Raw genomic sequence first — 19,755 nt, 5'->3', positions numbered from 1 at the left:
AGGGGAATGGACTGATGGGCGGCGGGCATGAACAGATACGCCAAACTATTGATAAACTACGCCGGGAAATTGAACAGCATAATTACCGGTATTACGTGCTGGACGCACCTACCATTACGGATGCCCAATATGACCGGCTGATGGCCGAACTGCAACGACTGGAGAAGGAATATCCCCATCTGGTTACCCCCGACTCACCCACCCAGCGGGTGGGCGGCAAACCCCGGGAGGGGTTTGCCACGGTTCAGCACCCGGTGGCGATGCTCAGCTTGGCCAACGCTTTTGGTGAAACAGAACTTGTGGATTTTGACCGCCGGGTCAGGGGAGTCCTGGGTGATGAGCCATATGATTACGTGGTGGAATTGAAAATTGATGGCCTGGCGGTCTCGCTGACCTATCAAGACAGCCTTTTGGTCCGCGGGGCCACCCGGGGTGACGGCACAACGGGAGAAGATATTACCGCTAATCTGAAAACAATTCGCAGTATACCCCTGCGCCTGCATAAACCAGTACATTTGTTGGAGGTACGGGGCGAAGTATACATGCCCAAGGACTCCTTTGTAGAGCTGAACAGCCGGCGCCAGGAGCGGGGCGAGGCTCTTTTTGCCAATCCCCGCAATGCGGCTGCCGGTTCGCTGCGCCAGCTGGACCCGGCGATTACAGCCGGGCGTAATTTGAATATTTTCGTCTACGGTATCGGGATAGTGGATATTTCCGGCGATCAGCCGCCCGGTTCCCACAGCGAGGCTCTTAAATGGCTGGAGAGCCTGGGGCTGCGCGTAAACCCCCACCACCAGCTTTGCCGGGACATTAATGAAGTAATCAGCTACTGCCGGATTTGGCAGGATAGAAAGGCGGATCTACCCTATCAAATAGATGGCCTGGTGATTAAAGTCAATACACTGTCCCAGCAGTCCGCCCTGGGGGCTACCATGAAAAGCCCCCGCTGGGCGATAGCTTTCAAATTTCCCCCAGAACAAGCCAAAACAACTGTGCGAGATATCATAGTCAGTGTGGGACGAACCGGGGTAATTACTCCCACTGCGCTTTTGGATCCCGTACCGGTGGCGGGCTCCACCGTCAGCAGGGCCACCTTGCATAACGAGGATATTATTCGGGAAAAGGATATACGCATTGGCGACCGGGTAATTATTCAAAAAGCCGGTGATGTGATACCCGAAGTGGTGGAAGTATTAAAGGAGCACCGCACCGGTGGGGAAAAACCCTTCATGATGCCCACCGCCTGCCCGGCCTGTGGTGCCGAAGTGGTACGCCCCGCCGGTGAGGCCGCTCACCGGTGCACGGGAGCCACCTGCCCGGCACAACTACTGGAGGGGTTGATTCATTTTGCCTCCCGGGGGGCCATGGACATTGCCGGGCTGGGTCCGGCCGTGGTTACCCAGTTGGTGGAGGCGGGCCTGGTCAAAGATTTTTCCGACCTATACGGCCTGACAGTGGAACAACTACTGAAATTGGAGCGTTTTGGGGATAAATCGGCGGATAATCTGGTTCGGGCCATTGCAGCCAGTAAAGAGAACCCGCTGCACCGGCTGATCTTTGCCCTGGGTATCAGGCACGTGGGTGAGCGGGCGGCACGGGTGCTGGCCGGTCATTTCGGCGATTTAAGAAAGCTAATGGATGCCAGTTACGAAGAACTGATTTCCATTGTGGAGATTGGCCCCAAAATAGCCGAGAGTGTGGTTAATTTTATGCGGGAGCCCCGGAACCGGGCTTTAATTGAACGGCTTATGGACCAGGGTGTTAATGTGGTGGCGGAGAATCCCGCGGCCGGGGTGGGGGAGCCCTTGAAAGGAAAGACCTTTGTACTTACCGGCACCCTGGCAAATTTAAAAAGGGATGATGCGAAAGCGTTGATTGAAAAAGCAGGGGGTAAAGTGTCCTCGTCAGTGAGTAAAAAAACAGATTATGTGGTAGCGGGCGAAAACCCGGGCAGCAAATATGAAAAAGCAATCAAGCTAGGTGTACCGGTACTTGGTGAACAGGATTTCCTGGCCCTGTTTAATCACGGACATGGTGAAAAAAATGATTAACACCATGAACGTCCCGAGCTGTTTAGCCAGGTTGCTCCCTTGAGGGGGCCTTTGATATAATAATGTCAGTTTTTGAGAGATGAGGAAGGTGTGGCATGATTAACATAAAGGATGTCGAGCACGTGGCGCTACTGGCCCGTTTGTCATTATCCGAAGAGGAAAAAATGGTTTATGCCAGGCAACTCGGTGATATATTGGGGCACGCCCGTAAACTGCAGGACCTGGATACAGATAATATACCACCTACCGCCCACGTGCTGCCTTTGCAAAATGTTTTTCGGGAAGACCGTGTGGGCGAGCATATGCCGGTGGATAAAGTACTGGCCAATGCTCCCGACCGTCAGGACAACTTTTTCAAGGTGCCCAAGATTATTTAGTAGTAATGGTTGGAGGGGAATCTGTTGGAATTAAATTACTTAACCGCACACCAGTTACATGATATGCTGGTTAGCAAAGAAGTTAGCGCTGAAGAGATAATTCGGGCGGTGTTTGACCGGGTTGAGCAAGTGGAAGATAAAATACGTGCCTATATTACCCTGAACAAAGAACAGGCCGTTGCACGGGCCCGGCTGGTGGACAAGGCCAGGGCGGGCGGTGAATATTTGCCGCCGCTGGCCGGTATACCGGTGGCTGTAAAGGATAATATTTGCACCAATGGGATACGCACCACTTGCGCCTCAAAAATACTTTATAACTACATTCCCCCCTATGACGCCACCGTAATGGAACGTTTAAACGCCTGCCGGGCCGTGCTGGTGGGGAAAACAAACATGGACGAGTTTGCTATGGGATCATCCTGCGAAAACTCGGCTTTTTTTAGCACCTGTAACCCCTGGGATACCGGGCGGGTGCCGGGAGGGTCCAGCGGCGGCTCTGCGGCCGCGGTGGCGGCCGGGGAAACCGTTTTGGCCCTGGGCTCCGACACCGGCGGTTCCATTCGCCAGCCGGCATCCTTTTGCGGCGTGGTGGGTATGAAGCCCACCTATGGTGCGGTATCCCGTTACGGGTTGGTGGCTTACGCCTCCTCCCTGGACCAGATCGGTCCCCTGGCTAGGGATGTCACCGATTGTGCCCTGCTGTTGAATGTTATTTGCGGGCACGACCCTCTGGACTCCACTTCGGCGCCATATAACGTGCCCGATTACACATCGTTCCTCAATGGAGATATAAAAGGTATGAAAATAGGGGTGCCACGGGAATACATGGGCCAGGGTATTGATGCGGCGGTTAAGGACATTATTTATAAAGCCATTGATGTTTATACCGGTCTGGGCGCTGTAGTGGAGGAAACCACACTGCCGCATACCGAGTATGCACTGCCGGCCTATTATTTAATCGCCCCCGCCGAGGCCAGTTCCAATTTGGCCCGTTATGACGGTGTGCGTTACGGTTACCGCGCCAAGGACGCCGCGGATATAGTAGATATGTTTATGCAAACCCGCAGCGAAGGATTCGGTCCCGAGGTGAAAAGAAGAATCATGCTGGGCACCTATGCCCTGTCCGCCGGTTACTACGATGCTTATTATAATAAGGCTTTAAAGGTACGCACTCTGATTAAAGCCGATTTTGACCGGGCTTTTGAACAATTTGACCTGCTTTTGGCTCCCACTGCCCCGGTCACTGCATTTAGGCGGGGTGAGAAGCTGGACGATCCGCTGCAAATGTACATGGTGGATATCTGCACCCTGGCGGTAAACCTGGCCGGTATTCCGGCCATATCCATTCCAGCCGGCATGGCACATAACCTGCCCGTGGGCTTGCAGTTAATGGGCCGCCCCTTTGGCGAAGGCGATATATTAAGGGCAGCCTATGCCTTTGAACAAAATACGGACCACCATCGCAAACTACCCCAGTAAATCCCGGGAGGTGTGCCAAATTTGGCCCAATATGAAGCTGTTATCGGCCTGGAAGTGCATATTGAATTAAAAACCGACACCAAGATATTCTGTCATTCCAGCACCGAGTTCGGTGCCGTTGCTAACCGTCACGTCTGCCCGGTGTGCCTGGGGTTACCCGGAGTGCTACCCGTGGTGAATAAAAAGGCGGTTGAGTATGCCATAAAAGCCGGGCTCGCCCTCAACTGCCGGATTGCATCGTTCTCTAAATTTGACCGTAAAAACTACTACTATCCCGATTTACCCAAAAACTATCAAATATCTCAATACGATTTACCTATTGCCGAGCATGGTCATTTAAAGATAAATATCAATGGCACAGATAAACGTATCGGTATCACCCGGGTGCACATGGAGGAAGATGCGGGTAAGCTGGTGCACCAGGGTACCCCTTCCACCACCCCGTACTCACTGGTGGACTACAACCGCACCGGAGTGCCGCTGATTGAAATTGTTTCCGAGCCTGATATGCGTAGCGCCGATGAGGCTGTGGCTTACCTGGAAAAGTTAAAGGCAATTATTCAATACACAGGTGTTAGTGATTGTAAAATGCAGGAAGGTTCACTGCGCTGTGATGCCAACATATCGGTAAGGCCGGTGGGTCAGGCCGAACTGGGCACCAGGGCCGAACTGAAAAATATGAATTCTTTCAAAGCTTTACATAAAGCAGTAACTTATGAAATCGAGCGCCAGATTAAATTAGTACAGAGCGGTGAAAGGGTAATACAGGAAACCAGAACATGGGATGATAGTAAAGGCGTTACCTTGTCCATGCGCAGTAAGGAAGAAGCTCACGATTACCGGTACTTTCCCGATCCGGATTTGGCACCTCTGGTTATCGACCAGAGGTGGGTTGATGAAATAAAGGCCGGTTTACCCGAACTGCCGGATGAACGCAGAGCACGTTTTGTCAGCGAATATAAACTGCCCGAATATGATGCCATGGTATTAACGGCTACCCGTGAACTGGCGGATTACTACGAACAATGTGTACAGTTGTTTAATAATCCCAAGCTGGTCAGTAACTGGGTGATGGGAGATTTGGCCAGAATGATGAACGCCAGTGGCCGGGAAATCGGTGATGTACTTATTAGCCCCGCTCAACTGGCCGAGATGTTGCAACTGATGGACAAGGGCACCATCAGTGGTAAAATTGCCAAAACTGTTTTTGAAGAAATGTTCAACACCGGAAAAGATCCCGGTAAAGTGGTGGAGGAAAAAGGTCTGGTGCAAATCAGCGACGCGGCATTGATTGATAAAGTAGTGGACGAAGTAATTGCCGCCAATCCCAAATCAGTGGAGGATTACCGGGCAGGTAAGGAAAAGGTCATTGGTTTTTTAGTAGGCCAGGTGATGAAAGCCACCACGGGTAAAGCTAACCCGGGTATGGTGAATAAGCTGTTAAAGGAGAAATTAAGTTAAATAGGTGCCTAGAGCAGGGAATATCCCTGCTCTAATACATTTTATGCATAATTTGCATTATGGACATACGGCTATGTATACAGCATTACGGCGTGTTAAATCTTTTCACTTTTACAGGAATATGATAAAATGATTATTGTATGTAAATGGGTTGCTTATATTTATGCTAAATATATTTTATAAAATAAACAACCTGGAAGGAAAGGAAGATAACTAAATGATTGAAAGACCAGATCTACCAGTTGAAAACATTAGAATTATCGACACCACCCTGCGGGATGGCGAACAAACCGCCGGTGTAGTATTTGCCAACCGGGAAAAGGTAAGAATTGCTAAATTTTTGGACGAGATGGGTGTGCACCAGATTGAAGCGGGTATTCCGGTAATGGGCGGCGACGAAAAGGAATCTATAAAGAAAATATGCCGTTCCGGGCTTAAAGCCAGTATTATGGGTTGGAACCGGCCGGTGATCAAGGATATCGAATCTTCGCTGGAATGCGGTGTGGATGCGGTGGCTATTTCCATATCCACATCCGACATTCACATTAAACACAAGCTTAGAACCAGCCGGGAATGGGTTTTGGAGCACATGGTTAAGGCGGTGGAATTCGCCAAGAAGGAAGGCATGTATGTTTCTGTAAATGCCGAGGACGCTTCCCGCAGTGACCTTGACTTTTTGGTTCAGTATGCCCGGGCCGCCAAGGAAGCAGGTGCCGACCGGTTGCGTTATTGCGACACCGTAGGTATTTTGGATCCCTTTACCACTTATAATAACATTAAGTACATTTTGGAAAATGTAGACATTGACGTGGAAATGCATACCCACAACGATTTTGGTATGGCCACCGCCAATGCCTTGGCCGGAGTAGCGGCTGGTGCCCGGTGGATTGGCGTTACCGTAATGGGTCTGGGCGAGCGGGCCGGTAACTCGGCGCTGGAAGAGGTGGTTATGGCTTTAAAGCATTTGTATAAAGTTGATTTAGGTTTTAAAACTGAAATGTTCCGGGAAGTGGCGGAATATGTGTCCCATGCTTCAGGCCGTGAATTACCGGCTTGGAAGGCCATTGTCGGCTCCAATATGTTTGCCCACGAGTCGGGTATTCATGCCGACGGGGCGCTTAAGAACCCCAAAACCTATGAGCCCTTCATGCCCGAAGAAGTGGGTTTGGAAAGGCAGATTGTGGTGGGTAAACACTCGGGTACCGCAGCCATAAAAGCGAAATATGCGGAATACGGTATTCGTTTGTCGGAACACCAGGCCGAGGAATTGCTCCCTAAAATCCGTTCTTATACGGTTTCCATGAAGCGCCCCTTGTTTGACAAAGAGTTGGTGTACATTTATGAGGATTATTACGGGGGTATTGTAAAGGATTAAATAAATAATTCCCAAAATGCAGTTTTAAATGTATCCCGGTTGATTTTTACCTTGTTAAATAGACAGCACAAGTAAAGCATGGCTTAATTAAAGCGTTCTGCAATATCCCGAACAATTCGGGCTGCTGAACGCTTTTTTTATTGACGCTAATTTGTTTGACAAGCAAGCTTTGGTGCCAGGTGTTAATTCTACGTGCATAAAAAAGGCTCCTTCGAAGGATAATATTTTTAAACAATGATATCTAATAAATGCAAAATGGAGGCGATTTATTATGGCTAATCCCACCAACTTCGGTTCGGGAGAATATAAACTGAAGGCTATGCACGACGCCCGCTATCCGGGAGGAGTGGTGGTTGACCCTACTCCCATTACCAGCGGTGAAGAAATAACGGTTTTGTATGACGGGCTACTGGCGGCCAGCGGTGCTGCACAAGTATATTTACATGTGGGATATGGCGATGCCCGCCAGTGGCGCAATGTCAGGGCTTACCGCATGTCTAAAACAGGCTGGGGATGGGTTAAAACTCTGGAAATGCCGGATGACAGCCGTTTTAATTTTTGTTTCCATGATGGTTGCGGTAACTGGGACAACAACAACGGTATTAACTGGAGTTTTGAAATTCATAACGGTAAAACGCACTAAATTAAATAATCTTTATCGTAACCTTTGGTACCGGGTGTTGAAAGGTTGAAAGTCTTTTGACCTTCAACCTTTCAACACCCGGCATCATCAAAACAGCTGTCCTTTAACGGGCAGTTTTTTTTTGCCAAAAAAGAATATGGCAAGCATTGCTACTTTTTTATAATAATTTAGCTGCCATTTACATATTATATAAATGTTGTCTCTAAAGTATCTCAAAAGGAGGATCATTAATGCGTGTGGCTATGTTTTCCTGGGAGTATCCCCCTAAAAGTGTGGGTGGATTGGCTCAGCATGTATATGATCTGACCAATGCCCTTGCCGGTATGGGGGTTGAAATACATTTATTCACGATGGGTGAACCGGGGTTGCCGGAGATGGAAAGGGTAAACGGTGTTCAGGTGTACCGGGTGATACCCTATAATGTTTCATCCCCCGATTTTACCACCTGGGTGGCCCAGTTAAACGTGGCCATGCTGGAAAAGGCGGTTCCGATATTAAGTGAAAACAATGGCTTTAATATAGTGCACGGCCATGACTGGCTGGTGGCCTATGCGGTAAGGGCCTTAAAGCATGCTTTTCGTATTCCGCTGGTGGCCACCATCCACGCCACGGAATATGGCAGAAACTACGGGCTGCATAATGATACCCAGCGGCACATCAGTGATGTGGAATGGTGGCTTTGTTACGAGGCCTGGCAGGTTATCTGTTGTAGCCATTATATGGAGGGTGAAATGAAATATGTGTTTCAAATCCCGGACGACAAGTTAAAGGTTGTACCCAATGGTGTGGATCCTGAAAACTTTGTGCAAAAAAATGAAAAGCTCTCTCGTAATAATTATGCCTCTGCCGATGAAAAAATTGTTTTTTATGTGGGCCGGCTGGTACGGGAGAAAGGCGTGCAGGTGCTGCTGGATGCTGTGCCCATGATATTGGCCCGGGTTCCCAACACTAAATTTGTCATTGCCGGAAAAGGTCCTTATATGCAAGAGCTGCAGGATCAGGCTGCCCGTATGGGCATAGCCCAGAGCATTTATTTTACCGGTTATATTGATGATTACACCCGCAATTCGCTATATAGCTGGTCGGATGTGGCAGTGTTTCCCAGCTTATATGAACCCTTCGGCATCGTGGCCCTGGAGGCAATGGCAGCCCGCACACCGGTGGTGGTTTCCGATACCGGTGGTTTAAGTGAGATAGTCAGACATAATGTGGACGGTTTAAAGGCCTACCCGGGTAACCCCCGCTCACTGGCGGATATGATCATAAATGTGCTGCTCAATCCCCAGCAAGCACAGCAACTGCGTGATAACGCTTACCGGAGGGTGCTACAAAAATTTAGCTGGCGGGATATAGCGGCAAAAACACTGCATATTTATAACAAGGTATGGGATGAGTACCGTGGTAGCAACTGGTATGTTCGTCAGGGGGGTCTTTTTAACCGCTTTTCCAAAGTATTGGGAAAAAACTAGCGACAGCCGGTTTTATTGGGAGTGGTAGCGGTTAAAAATCCGAGATTATTTTTTTGGAGGGATGCAGGTTGAAAGCCATTATAATGGCAGGTGGGGAAGGGTCGCGCTTGCGGCCGCTCACCTGTGGGATACCCAAACCAATGGTTCCGGTAATGAACCGGCCCATCATGACCAGTATTATTAATCTTTTACGCAAGCATAACTTCACCGATATCGGGGTGACCTTGCAATATATACCCGAGGCCATTAGTAATTATTTTGGCAATGGCAGCGATTATAATATTAACTTGCAGTATTTTATAGAGGAAACTCCTCTGGGCACGGCAGGCAGTGTTAAAAATGCCGAGCAGTTTTTGGATGAAACGTTTTTGGTGATCAGCGGCGATGCACTGACAGATTTTAATCTTTCCGATGCGATAAATTACCACAAAAGCAAAGGGGCCATGGCCACGCTGGTGTTGACCAAGGTGCCTTGTCCGCTGGAGTATGGGGTAGTTATTACCGGTGAGCATGGACATATAAAACAGTTTTTGGAAAAGCCCAGTTGGGGTGAAGTTTTCAGCGATACAGTAAATACCGGTATTTATATCTTGGAACCCGAGGTGCTCGATTATGTGCCGGCTGGTCAAAAGTTTGACTTCAGTAAGGATTTGTTTCCTTTGCTTTTGAAACAAGGCCGGCCATTGTTCGGGGTAGTGCTGGATGGATACTGGTGTGATATTGGTGATTTGAGGCAATATATACAGTCTCACTATGATTATCTGTCCGGTGCTGTCGGTCTTAAGCTGCCCGGTAAGGAGATCAGACCCGGGGTTTTTGCCGGCCGGGATGTACACATAGCCGATAGCGCTATAATTAATGGTCCGGTGCTGCTGGGGGATGGTGTTATCATAGGCAAAGGGGTTAAAATTGATCAATTTACCGTGATCGGCCCGGGATGCACGATACAGGACGGCGCTTCCATTAAAAGAAGTGTGCTCTGGAATAATGTGTTTGTTGCTCCCGGAGTTAACCTGCGCGGGGCGGTGCTGGCCAGCAGGGTGCAGGTGCAATCCGGAAGCAGTGTCTATGAAGGGGCCGTTATCGGCAATGACACCATAATTAAAGAAAGATGCGTGGTTAATCCCGATATTAAGCTATGGCCGCACAAAATGGTGGAGACCGGTTCGGTGGTGCGGGAAAGTATGGTTTGGGGCAGCCGCGCTCCCAGGCGCATTTTTGGATTAGAGGGAGTATCGGGTATTGCCAATGTGGAAATGACCCCGGAACTGGCGTCCCGGATAGCGGCGGCCTTTGCGGATGCTTTGGGTGCCAGGCCGCGTATTTGTTTAAGCAGTGATGTCTATACACCGTCCAGATTAATTAGGGATGCGTTAAACTGCGGTTTACGCTCGGCGGGGGCACAGGTATTTCAATTATCCGAAGGGGTTACCCCCATGCATCGTTTTGCCGTGCGCCGTTTGGAATGTGACGGTGGACTGCATGTAAGAATATCACCCAGGCAGCCCGGGGCAATTAATATTGTATTTACCAATAAAAACGGTGGTAATATTTCCAGAAGCGTAGAGCGCAAAGTGGAAAATTTGCTGGCCCGGGAAGACTTTAAACGGGCCGGCTTTGCCCAAATAACAGAGTCACGCCCGGTCCCTGAAATTATGGAGAATTACATGCAATTCCTATTGCATAATGTGGATAAAAACGCTATCCGCTCCATGGGACTAAGTATGGCGGCCATATATGACCCGGATTGCTCGGGTAAATATTTAAAGCCATTATGCCGGGAACTAGATATCAGCCTGGAGCGGGTAAATATAGACGGCCCGGTTAGATGGCCGTTGCCCTGGTCTGAATACAAGGAAATGACCGGGCGGGTGGCCGCAGCAGTGACGGAGCGCGGCCTTTCCATGGGTGTAATTATGGATTCCGGGGCCGACCACCTGGCATTGATTGATAACCGGGGGCGTACTGTGCAGGATAATTTACTGGTATCCCTTACCGCTTTGCTGGTATTACGTTCACAGGGGGAAACGGTGGTGGTGCCGGTAACGGCCCCCAGGGCTGTGGATTTGCTGGCTGAAAAGTTTGGTGCCCGGGTAATCCGTACAAAAACCGCGGTACAGGATTTTTATGAAAAACTGGTGTACCAGGACGGCCTGGCGGGTAACAGGCCGGCGTCGCAAATATCCCAGGCTTTATTGCACTTTGATGCGCTGGCTACGTTGATAAAAATAGCCGAGTATCTATCCGTTAAGAAAACTGACCTGGCCAGCCTGGTGGATGAGATTCCCGTATTTTTCATGGAAAATAAAAAAGCTGCGGTGCCCTGGGCAACCAAAGGTACAGTAATTCGTAGCTTGATCGAAGAGATGGGGTCCAGTGATAACATGGAATTGCTGGACGGGGTGAAAGTTTACCATCCCGAGGGCTGGGCACTGGTGTTGCCTGACCCGGAAGAACCCGTTTGCCGTGTTTTCAGCGAAGGGAGCACCATGGAAATTGCCGAATCACTGGCGGACTTTTATATAGACAAGATTAATGAAATTGTTGGCCCGGTGCATAAAACCGGCCAGGCATAAAAAGATGGAGGTGCAACCCTCCATCTTTTTATGCCACCGCATTTCCCACACGGCCAGGCCATTTTACAAAACAACCCAAATTATTTGCCCACGCTGACGCTTTGTTCTTTAACAATTGGCGTCCCCAGGGGTATTATAGTTCTACCAAAAGTTGTATTAAGAACTACGCCCCAGGCGGTGTATAAACCAAATACACCGGCAATGCCGAGGAAGTTACCGGATACGGCATGCCATTCATGACCGAGTATGTTCAAATCCATAAGGGCTACCACTGGTACTGCAATATCAAGGGCCAGCACCACAGCAAACAGGCTCAATGGCGCTTTCAAATAACCGGGGGTCCAGGTTAACAGCGCTATGGCCAGGGCCAGCCATGCCCAGCCGTCAATGCGGGCATCCACAGTCCAACCATATATACCAGCGAAATACTTAAATATTAGTTCCAGGCCGGTTACCAGCATGAAAAAGGCCGAGAAAAAGGTAAAGATATTGCCGCCCAGAATATTACCGTGGTTAAGTTCCATAACACCTACAATTACCTGCACCACAAAACCGCCAATGAGCCAAATTCCCAATAAGGCTATGCAAGAGCCTTCAACTTTACCGGTGTGTACCGCATAGAACGTAAAACAAGCCATGGCAAGGGCCACCAAGCCCGCGGGTCCCGGGTTGGCCGGTGCGTGTCCGTGAGACATTAAACAACCTCCTTATAATTTAAAATAAAAGCGGGTTTAGCCAAAAGGTTGGGGGGTATCACCTCCCGAGAGTTTATTTATTTTATTTCCCGGTAAATTGTTAATTACCATCTGCAAAAACTATGTCAGCCGGGATAATAATTTATAAATGGTTAAAATCCTCCTTGAAAAGCATTCCTGGACACCCAAATGGTTATATAAACATTATCCGTAAAGCTGTTTTTATAATTTTAATTATCATATAGTTTACACTTAAATAAATATTCAGTCAATTCAGTAAATGAAACCAGCATTAAAAACGGTAAAAAAACAACCCCTGTTCCAGGGGTTTATGCGCGCGTATATCTTCGTTTACACTGTATACATTTAGTGCATTATCAGCCGGTGGCGGAATACAATTGTCCGTGTGCTTTTTGATAATAGTTGATATTAATGTCCGGGAAAATGTTATTTTTATACTCCAAATCCCTTAACATGTCCTCGTTAATGTTATGCCCTTTGATTTGCTCATACAACTGTAAAAAGTTGTATACATGCTGTTTGGTGCGCCGTACGGCATATTCCACCATGGTTTTAGTGTACATGATAAAGGCCCAATCACTGCTTTGAGCCAGTAGCAGTTCCCTGGCCGCCTGTTTCAGGGCACGCTGCATTACGCCGCTGGGATAAGGATTGCTTTCCACCAACTCGGTCATTCTTTCGGCCATAATATGCAGGTGCCGGTAAATCCAGTCGTTTTCTCTGCTTAGCCATACTTCGTTATAGCCATTATTACCCCAGGTGGAGGGACAGGGGCGGGCCACCTGGTTGCAGGGATATTTTTTTAAATAATCCAGCGGGGTGGCCGTTTCAATGCCGGGAAAATCATAATGTATTTTGCGTAAAACGTTTTTTAGCCAATCCGGACCTTCAAACCACCAGTGGCCGAAAAGTTCCGCGTCGTAGGGGGCGATAATTATTGGTTCCCGGTCCATCAAAGAATTCAAATGCATAATCTGGTGTTTCCGGTTGAACAAAAAGTTGCCGGCATGTAATTCGGCTTTGCGCAATGCGTTAAACCGGCAATAAGGTTCCTTATGACCATCCTTTCCCGTTACACGGAAATATTTTATACCGGTGTTAACTCTAATGCCGTCCGGGTGAATATAGGGCTCTATATAATCGTAAGGTAAATCATGACCTATATCCCTGTAATATTCACGGTAATCGAAGTCACCCGGGTAACCTTCATTGGAACTCCAGACTTGCTTGGAAGACTCCACATCCCGGGCAAAAACAGCTACCCCGGTGGGGCAAAAAATAGGGGCAAATATCCCGTATCTCGGCCGGTGTGAGGCAAAAAGCACTCCGTGGGTGTCGGTGAAAAAGTATTTAATACCAAATTCTTTTAAAATTTCGTCTACACCGTAGGTATAGGCGCATTCAGGCAACCAAATGCCAGGTGGTTTATGGCCAAAGTGTTTGGCATAAAGGTCAACGGCTACACCTACCTGGGCACGTACTGCTTCGGGTTGGTTGATAAGCAGAGGTAAAAATCCGTGGGTTCCCGCGCAGGTGATAACCTCCAGACGCCCTTGTTCCTGCAGTTTCTTAAAGGCGTTAATAATATTGCGCTGGTATTTTTCGGCAAACAGGTATCTAATGCGGTAGAACCGGTCTCTATACATTAAAGCAGTGGGATGAAAAGCAGTGTCTCTGGTACGTACAGTTTCCTTTTCCGCAAGCTCGATTAACTTGTCCAAATGCCTTAAATATCTTTCCTGCAATAACCCGTCCGTTAACATGGTGATAAGTGGCGGGGACAGGGATATTGTTAATCGAAATGGTATGTTTTCTTGAACAAGCTCATTAAAGCTATCGATTAATGGCATATAAGTTTCAGTAATTGCTTCAAAAAACCATCTTTCCTCCAAAAAATGTTCGTGTTCCGGGTGCCTGACAAAGGGCAGGTGTGCGTGCAATACAAAACACAAGTATCCTTTACCCAAAATTATTTCTCCTTTATGTGACATTGATTATTGATTTTTTCTGTTTCCCAAACCCGGTGAACTAATTCCCAGGGGAAGAATGCCCATACCCCCGGCCAGTTCTTCCGACATCATGGGAGAACTGCCTAAACGCAAACTGGTGATGGTACGATAGATACCTTCTATCCACATCCATTCCTCGTCCAGCAGGTCGGAAACAGCCATGCTCGGTGTTTGCACAATATTGGAGCGCAGCAGCGTAATAAAGGTGCCATCGGGGAAAAGCCTGCCCAGATCCACGCAAAATGATGAATTGGGACGTGCCACATTGATATGCCAGCTGTCCACATAGTCATCAATGGATATGTCTGTAAAATCATTGGCATTGGTACCGTTGAAATTATCAACTCCCGTTATATCGTATACCCGCAAAACAGAACGGGAGTTGTTCCAGGCTTCCGCCCCGTACCGGTTGTTGAATTCTTGCTGTTTGGTGGCCGATATTTCCCAGTACGCAAAAATCCAGTTGGGATCGCGTACCATGAGCACCATGCGATCCTTACCATAATGCCAGGGTATTTCCGGCATGTCGGGCTTGGCTGCCGGTTGAGGTGGAAAGTTGACTGGTATAGCAATTTCACCGGCAAACTCTTCCCGGGCCATCATTGGCACATGCTGAGGTATTGGTTTTTTTTGTTTGTTACGGGCCGACCATAAAAAAACGGCCAGGAGCAGCAATACCAGCGCGGCTCCAAGGACCCAGGTGAAAGTAACGATCATGCAATGCCCTCCTTATTATTAAATTTAACTCAGCAAAGTAAAAACCGGCGGTTAGTTACCGGATAAAAATAACATTTCCGCGGTATAATCGTTTTATCCCCAAAGCTTTTTTTATTATTGCCATTGCGTCTTGCGATTATAATGCTTTTGCCCGCCGATTACGGTCGCGGGTGGTAAAAAATTTATTGTTCTAGCAGGTATATTTATCAAATAAGAGAAAAATAAAAGTATTTTAAAATATCGGGGGTCGATTATACTATTATGTACGCCTATCCTTCAGAACAACAAATATCAGATCAACAAATAAAGGATATATTACAACAAAACCATACTATAGCAGTGGTTGGCCTGTCGGACAAATCCCACCGGGACAGTTACCGGGTAGCTCAATATATGCAGAACAAGGGATACCGTATTATTCCCGTAAACCCACGTTTAAAAACAGTTTTAGGCGAAACTGCTTATCCGGACCTGTTAGCAATTCCCGACAAGGTGGATATTGTGAACATCTTCCGCCGTAGTGAGCAGGTGCTCCCAATTGTAGAAGAAGCGCTTAAAATTAGCCCTAACGCTGTATGGTTACAGTTGGGTATAGCCAGTGATGAGGCGGCGGAAAAATGTAAGGCCGCCGGAGTGGCTATAATCATGGACAAATGTATTAAAGTAGAGCATGCCAGATTACTAGCCGGGGAGGTTCAATGTGGATATTAAAAAAAAATTTTAAATATGCTGGCCGAGCATATTCCTCATGTTGAAACCACTTTACATTATCGCAACCCCTTTGAATTGCTGATAGCAGTTATTTTATCCGCCCAGTGCACTGACAAACAGGTAAATAAAACCACCGCCGGTTTATTTGCCAAATACAAAACACCATATGATTTTGCGGCGTTAAGCCATGAGAAATTAGCCAGTGAAATAAAAGGATGTGGCTTGTACCGCAATAAAAGCTTACATATCATAAAAACCTGTAGGATACTGGCGGAAAGGTACGGGGGGCGGGTACCGGGTAATTTTAACGATCTCCAGGCTTTACCCGGGGTAGGCCGAAAAACCGCCAATGTGGTGCTGAACATAGCCTTCGGCCAGCCTACTTTTCCCGTAGATACGCATATTTACCGGGTGGCCCGCAGGTTAGGCCTTTCCAACGGTAATACCCCCCGCAGAGTGGAAAAGGATTTAACCGACTTGATACCCGCAGCCGAACGCGGCCATTGGCACCACCGGCTGATTCATTTCGGACGCTCCTGTTGTACGGCGCGCAATCCACGCTGTGCCGAATGTGTCGTAGCACAGTATTGTCTGAAGAGAAAAAAACAACTTATGGACAAGGAGAATTAATCATTATGCATCTTGTGCTGGTGGAACCCGAAATACCGGCCAACACAGGAAATGTAGCCCGCACCTGTGCTGTTACCGGTGCCCAATTACACCTGGTGAAGCCACTGGGTTTTTCGGTTGATGATAAACACTTGAAAAGGGCCGGGCTTGATTACTGGCATTTATTAACGATACATTATCATGATAGTTTTGAAGATTTTCTAAAAGCTTACCCCGGTTGCCGGTTTCATTTGGCCACAACCCGGGCCGGGCAAGTTTATACCAATGTGCATTATGGTCCGGATGACTTTCTGGTATTCGGCAAAGAAACTAGCGGGCTGCCGGAGGACATTATACGCCGTTTCTGGGATAAATGCATTCGCATCCCCATGATAAGCCAGGCCCGGTCCTTAAACCTGTCGAACTCGGTGGCTATAGTTTTATTTGAAGCTCTGCGCCAAAACGGTTTTCCCGGGCTCAAACAGACCGCCAACGCTCCTGGCTATTAACTATATAAAGTCCATTAAATCTGTATACATGACCAAGATATTTATATAATAAAAATGGTAAAGGAACTGGAGGTTTAGTGTATGTCTATAACCATACCTGAATTACGCGCAGCTTTGGAACGTGAAGGTTATATATGTGAAGAAGAAATAGTGGTGACCATTTACCTGGCTCTAACCCTTAATAAACCCCTGCTGGTAGAGGGCGCTCCCGGCGTGGGCAAAACTGAAATTGCCAAGGTGCTGGCCGCCATATTTAATACGGATTTAATACGTTTGCAGTGCTATGAGGGACTTGATGAAAACAAAGCTTTGTATGAATGGAATTACCAGCGCCAGCTGATAAAAATTCAAATCTCCCGGGACGGTGCACCAGGGGAACAGTTGGAGCGTAATTTATTTAGTGAGGAATACCTGCTGGAACGCCCACTGCTGCGGGCTATCAGGGCCAGTGAAAAAAAAGTTTTACTAATTGATGAAGTGGATAAAGTGGAGGCTGAGTTTGAGGCCTTTTTGTTTGAAGTGTTATCCGATTTCCAGGTTTCCATACCCGAGTTGGGCACAGTTTATGCAAAACATATCCCTATTGTTGTGCTTACCAGTAACGGGGAAAGGGAACTGTCCGACGGTTTAAAAAGACGCTGTATCTACCTCTATATTGATTTTCCCTCCATAGAAAAGGAAACCCGCATATTGCAAGTTAAAGTGCCCGAGGCCGGTGTCAAGATAACCGGGCAAATAGCCAATGTTGCCAATTATATTAGAGCTAATATGAATTTACGCAAAAAACCCTCCATTGCGGAAACCATTGATTGGGCCAAAGCCTTATCCGCTCTGGATGTGCAGTCGTTGGACGGTAACAGTATAAATAAAACACTAAATGTATTCTTGAAAAATAAGGATGATCAGGACTTGTTGAAAAGCGAGACCGGCATTGAAAGTTTGGTGCAAATTGCTCAGACGGGAACGCCTGTGGGTTATTCGGGAAAATGCTCCTGTCATGAACACCATATTCACAAGAAATAAGACCCAAAACTTTCCCGAGAGTTTGTTTGATGAGTAGCCTTCGGTGCCGGGTGTTGGAAGGCTGAAAGATTAAAGTCTTTCAATTTTTTAACACCCGGCACTACGTGAGCAGCGCAAGAACCAGCTGACGTAGAGATTATGAACTGCTGTAGCATGGACTTTTCAAGCAACTTAATAATGTGGAATTTTTTTTTATTTAACAGAATAGGCAGGAATTTAACGCTCTTTGTTGAATATTTTAAATTGTCAATCTTTTGTGACAGGGGGTGATAGTGTGACTTTGCAAAACAGTTTTAATAAACATATAGCCGAGCAGGATGATAGTTATATCTTTGGTAGTATCGCCAACCCGGTAATAGCAGTGGACCATCGCGGGCGAATTACCATATTTAACCACGGTTGTGAAAAATTATTCGGGTTAACATATGACCAGGTATCAGGTAAATTGGTATCTGAAATTATTCCTTATACCGGGCTCATAAAGGTTTTAAAAACCGGTAAAGCACATATCGGGCGTAAATTTGTGCTGGGCAATGCTCTTTATGTTGCCAATCGTACTCCTATTATACGCAACGGTAGCATCGTGGGTGCTATTGGGGTTATTCAAGAAATTACCGAACTACACCATATGGCTGAAGAACTCAAACAAGTAACCCGGCAGAAAAAAGTTTTGGAATCAATTTTCAAGAATACCAATGAGGGCTATATATCAATTAATAGCGAAGGATATATTAATTTTGTCAATAACGCGATGGCGGAATTATTGTCCTTAAGTCCTATGGATATACTGGGCAAACACATTACTGAAATAGTACCCGAATCCAAAACTTACTTAATACAATTTAACGGTCGCTCGGAGCAAAACCAAATCACATATATTGGCGATAAGAAGGCTTTAGTTAGCCGTTACCCGGTGATAGAAAACGGTAAGGTGGAAGGGGCTGTTAGCAAGGTAGTTTATCAAGATCTGGATAAACTTGCTTCTATGCTAACCAAGAATAAGCAAGTGAAAACAAACACCAACATGCCGGGAGCTCATTATTCTCTAAGCCAGATCATCGGCAACGGTAAATCTATTACAAAGCTGAAGGATATTGTTCGCCGGGTGGCCAGGGGGCCTTCCACGGTGCTGATAACAGGGGAAAGTGGTACAGGTAAAGAGCTATTTGCCCATGCCGTGCACAGTCATTCACCCCGTAGTAATGGCCCGTTTATCAAGGTTAACTGTGCTGCAGTGCCGGAGAATTTATTGGAATCGGAGTTGTTCGGTTACCAGGATGGCGCATTCACGGGTGCTAAAAAGGGTGGTCAAATCGGTAAATTTGAGTTGGCCAACGGGGGAACGATTTTCCTGGATGAAATAGGGGATATGCCGTTGGCTATGCAGGCCAAGATACTCAGGGTGTTGCAGGAAAAGGAAATTGAGCGCCTTGGGGGACACAATACCAAAAAGGTGAATGTACGGATAATTGCGGCTACAAACCGGGATCTTACCGAGATGATTGACAGTGGTAAGTTCAGGCAGGACTTGTATTACCGCCTTAATGTGGTAAATCTGAATATACCTCCGCTGCGGGAAAGAAAAGAAGATATTGGTAATCTGGTGAAACATTTTATTGAAAAGTTTAATCAAGCTTTTAATATTCAAGTAACCGGTTGCAGTGAAGAAGTGCTGAATATTTTTATGGGTTATCACTGGCCTGGTAATGTACGGGAAATGGAGAATATAATTGAACGGGCTTTTAATTTGGTTGACGGGCAAGTTATCGAACCCGAGCATCTACCGCATTATTTGTTAAAACAAAAGGAAACTTTCCGTCAACCCCTGACGGAAAAAGCGCTGCCGGCTCTACTGGAGAATGTTGAGCGGGAGGCATTATTAGAGGCGCTGGAAAAAACAGGCGGAAACAAACTACAGGCCGCCAAGCTGTTAGGTATTTCCAGAGCCTGGTTGTACAAAAAAATTAAACAGTATCAAATCGACCACTAAGCGTTGTGCAACCGGTAATTTTGAGATAAAATTCCCCTTA

At 47.2% G+C, this 19,755-nt stretch carries 16 protein-coding genes; 13 read left to right on the top strand and 3 right to left on the bottom strand.

The features are described from left to right. The first annotated feature begins 14 nt into the window (after positions 1 to 14). The 8 genes from ligA (at position 15) to LX24_RS06010 (ending at position 11,431) form a co-directional block, all read left to right on the top strand. On the top strand, positions 15 to 2,051 hold the full coding sequence (gene ligA / locus LX24_RS06045; RefSeq protein WP_166511238.1) for an NAD-dependent DNA ligase LigA: 2,037 nt from the start codon (positions 15 to 17) through the stop codon (positions 2,049 to 2,051). 95 nt (positions 2,052 to 2,146) lie between these two features. Continuing rightward, a complete protein-coding gene (gene gatC, locus LX24_RS06040; protein WP_166511237.1) occupies positions 2,147 to 2,428 on the top strand; it encodes an Asp-tRNA(Asn)/Glu-tRNA(Gln) amidotransferase subunit GatC in 282 nt (93 codons plus the stop codon). A 24-nt stretch (positions 2,429 to 2,452) separates the two neighbouring features. After that, the gene (gene gatA, locus LX24_RS06035; RefSeq protein ID WP_166511236.1) at positions 2,453 to 3,907 is read left to right on the top strand and encodes an Asp-tRNA(Asn)/Glu-tRNA(Gln) amidotransferase subunit GatA; all 1,455 of its coding nucleotides are present in this window, start codon (positions 2,453 to 2,455) and stop codon (positions 3,905 to 3,907) included. 21 nt (positions 3,908 to 3,928) lie between these two features. Continuing rightward, positions 3,929 to 5,368 (top strand): Asp-tRNA(Asn)/Glu-tRNA(Gln) amidotransferase subunit GatB, encoded by a 1,440-nt coding sequence (gene gatB / locus LX24_RS06030; protein WP_166511235.1) that lies wholly within the window; start codon positions 3,929 to 3,931, stop codon positions 5,366 to 5,368. Between the two features lie 217 nt (positions 5,369 to 5,585). Then, positions 5,586 to 6,743 (top strand): homocitrate synthase, encoded by a 1,158-nt coding sequence (gene nifV / locus LX24_RS06025; protein ID WP_166511234.1) that lies wholly within the window; start codon positions 5,586 to 5,588, stop codon positions 6,741 to 6,743. 271 nt (positions 6,744 to 7,014) lie between these two features. Beyond that, the gene (locus LX24_RS06020) at positions 7,015 to 7,386 is read left to right on the top strand and encodes a carbohydrate-binding protein (protein ID WP_166511233.1); all 372 of its coding nucleotides are present in this window, start codon (positions 7,015 to 7,017) and stop codon (positions 7,384 to 7,386) included. A gap of 230 nt (positions 7,387 to 7,616) precedes the next feature. Then, on the top strand, positions 7,617 to 8,855 hold the full coding sequence (locus LX24_RS06015) for a glycosyltransferase family 4 protein (RefSeq protein ID WP_166511232.1): 1,239 nt from the start codon (positions 7,617 to 7,619) through the stop codon (positions 8,853 to 8,855). A gap of 68 nt (positions 8,856 to 8,923) precedes the next feature. Beyond that, on the top strand, positions 8,924 to 11,431 hold the full coding sequence (locus LX24_RS06010) for a sugar phosphate nucleotidyltransferase (RefSeq protein ID WP_166511231.1): 2,508 nt from the start codon (positions 8,924 to 8,926) through the stop codon (positions 11,429 to 11,431). 80 nt (positions 11,432 to 11,511) lie between these two features. Here LX24_RS06010 and LX24_RS06005 read toward each other — a convergent pair whose 3' ends face one another. The 3 genes from LX24_RS06005 to LX24_RS05995 all read right to left on the bottom strand — a co-directional run bounded on the left by LX24_RS06005 (position 11,512) and on the right by LX24_RS05995 (position 14,873). Next, positions 11,512 to 12,126: an acetate uptake transporter family protein gene (locus LX24_RS06005; RefSeq protein ID WP_166511230.1), complete on the bottom strand. Its 615-nt coding sequence runs from the start codon at positions 12,124 to 12,126 to the stop codon at positions 11,512 to 11,514. A gap of 377 nt (positions 12,127 to 12,503) precedes the next feature. After that, positions 12,504 to 14,114 carry a glycoside hydrolase family 57 protein gene (locus LX24_RS06000; RefSeq protein ID WP_166511229.1) on the bottom strand — a complete coding sequence of 537 codons (1,611 nt, stop codon included), beginning with the start codon at positions 14,112 to 14,114 and terminating at the stop codon, positions 12,504 to 12,506. Positions 14,115 to 14,141: 27 nt separating this feature from the next. After that, positions 14,142 to 14,873, bottom strand: a complete 732-nt coding sequence (locus LX24_RS05995; protein ID WP_166511228.1) for a DUF4912 domain-containing protein — start codon at positions 14,871 to 14,873, stop codon at positions 14,142 to 14,144. Positions 14,874 to 15,134: 261 nt separating this feature from the next. Between LX24_RS05995 and LX24_RS05990 the strand changes: the two genes are divergently transcribed. From LX24_RS05990 to LX24_RS05970, 5 genes are all read left to right on the top strand, one after another. Then, positions 15,135 to 15,584 carry a CoA-binding protein gene (locus LX24_RS05990; protein WP_166511227.1) on the top strand — a complete coding sequence of 150 codons (450 nt, stop codon included), beginning with the start codon at positions 15,135 to 15,137 and terminating at the stop codon, positions 15,582 to 15,584. A gap of 15 nt (positions 15,585 to 15,599) precedes the next feature. After that, positions 15,600 to 16,214 carry an endonuclease III gene (nth, locus tag LX24_RS05985; RefSeq protein WP_166511226.1) on the top strand — a complete coding sequence of 205 codons (615 nt, stop codon included), beginning with the start codon at positions 15,600 to 15,602 and terminating at the stop codon, positions 16,212 to 16,214. A gap of 5 nt (positions 16,215 to 16,219) precedes the next feature. Then, on the top strand, positions 16,220 to 16,702 hold the full coding sequence (trmL, locus tag LX24_RS05980; RefSeq protein WP_166511225.1) for a tRNA (uridine(34)/cytosine(34)/5-carboxymethylaminomethyluridine(34)-2'-O)-methyltransferase TrmL: 483 nt from the start codon (positions 16,220 to 16,222) through the stop codon (positions 16,700 to 16,702). Positions 16,703 to 16,783: 81 nt separating this feature from the next. Continuing rightward, positions 16,784 to 17,725: an AAA family ATPase gene (locus LX24_RS05975; protein WP_166511224.1), complete on the top strand. Its 942-nt coding sequence runs from the start codon at positions 16,784 to 16,786 to the stop codon at positions 17,723 to 17,725. Between the two features lie 274 nt (positions 17,726 to 17,999). Next, positions 18,000 to 19,715, top strand: coding sequence for a sigma-54 interaction domain-containing protein (locus LX24_RS05970; RefSeq protein WP_166511223.1), 1,716 nt, complete (start codon positions 18,000 to 18,002; stop codon positions 19,713 to 19,715). Positions 19,716 to 19,755: the final 40 nt, after the last annotated feature.

The organism is Desulfallas thermosapovorans DSM 6562 (assembly GCF_008124625.1).
Taxonomy (GTDB): domain Bacteria; phylum Bacillota; class Desulfotomaculia; order Desulfotomaculales; family Desulfallaceae; genus Sporotomaculum; species Sporotomaculum thermosapovorans.
This window is presented reverse-complemented; position numbering and strand designations above follow the sequence as displayed.

Coding starts and splice junctions, on each gene's coding strand:
- LX24_RS06005 (WP_166511230.1), bottom strand. CDS start 12,126: ATGTCTCACGGACACGCACCGGCCAACCCGGGACCCGCGGGCTTGGTG.
- gatC (WP_166511237.1), top strand. CDS start 2,147: ATGATTAACATAAAGGATGTCGAGCACGTGGCGCTACTGGCCCGTTTG.
- LX24_RS05995 (WP_166511228.1), bottom strand. CDS start 14,873: ATGATCGTTACTTTCACCTGGGTCCTTGGAGCCGCGCTGGTATTGCTG.
- LX24_RS05975 (WP_166511224.1), top strand. CDS start 16,784: ATGTCTATAACCATACCTGAATTACGCGCAGCTTTGGAACGTGAAGGT.
- LX24_RS05990 (WP_166511227.1), top strand. CDS start 15,135: ATGTACGCCTATCCTTCAGAACAACAAATATCAGATCAACAAATAAAG.
- nth (WP_166511226.1), top strand. CDS start 15,600: ATGCTGGCCGAGCATATTCCTCATGTTGAAACCACTTTACATTATCGC.
- trmL (WP_166511225.1), top strand. CDS start 16,220: ATGCATCTTGTGCTGGTGGAACCCGAAATACCGGCCAACACAGGAAAT.
- LX24_RS06015 (WP_166511232.1), top strand. CDS start 7,617: ATGCGTGTGGCTATGTTTTCCTGGGAGTATCCCCCTAAAAGTGTGGGT.
- nifV (WP_166511234.1), top strand. CDS start 5,586: ATGATTGAAAGACCAGATCTACCAGTTGAAAACATTAGAATTATCGAC.
- LX24_RS06020 (WP_166511233.1), top strand. CDS start 7,015: ATGGCTAATCCCACCAACTTCGGTTCGGGAGAATATAAACTGAAGGCT.
- ligA (WP_166511238.1), top strand. CDS start 15: ATGGGCGGCGGGCATGAACAGATACGCCAAACTATTGATAAACTACGC.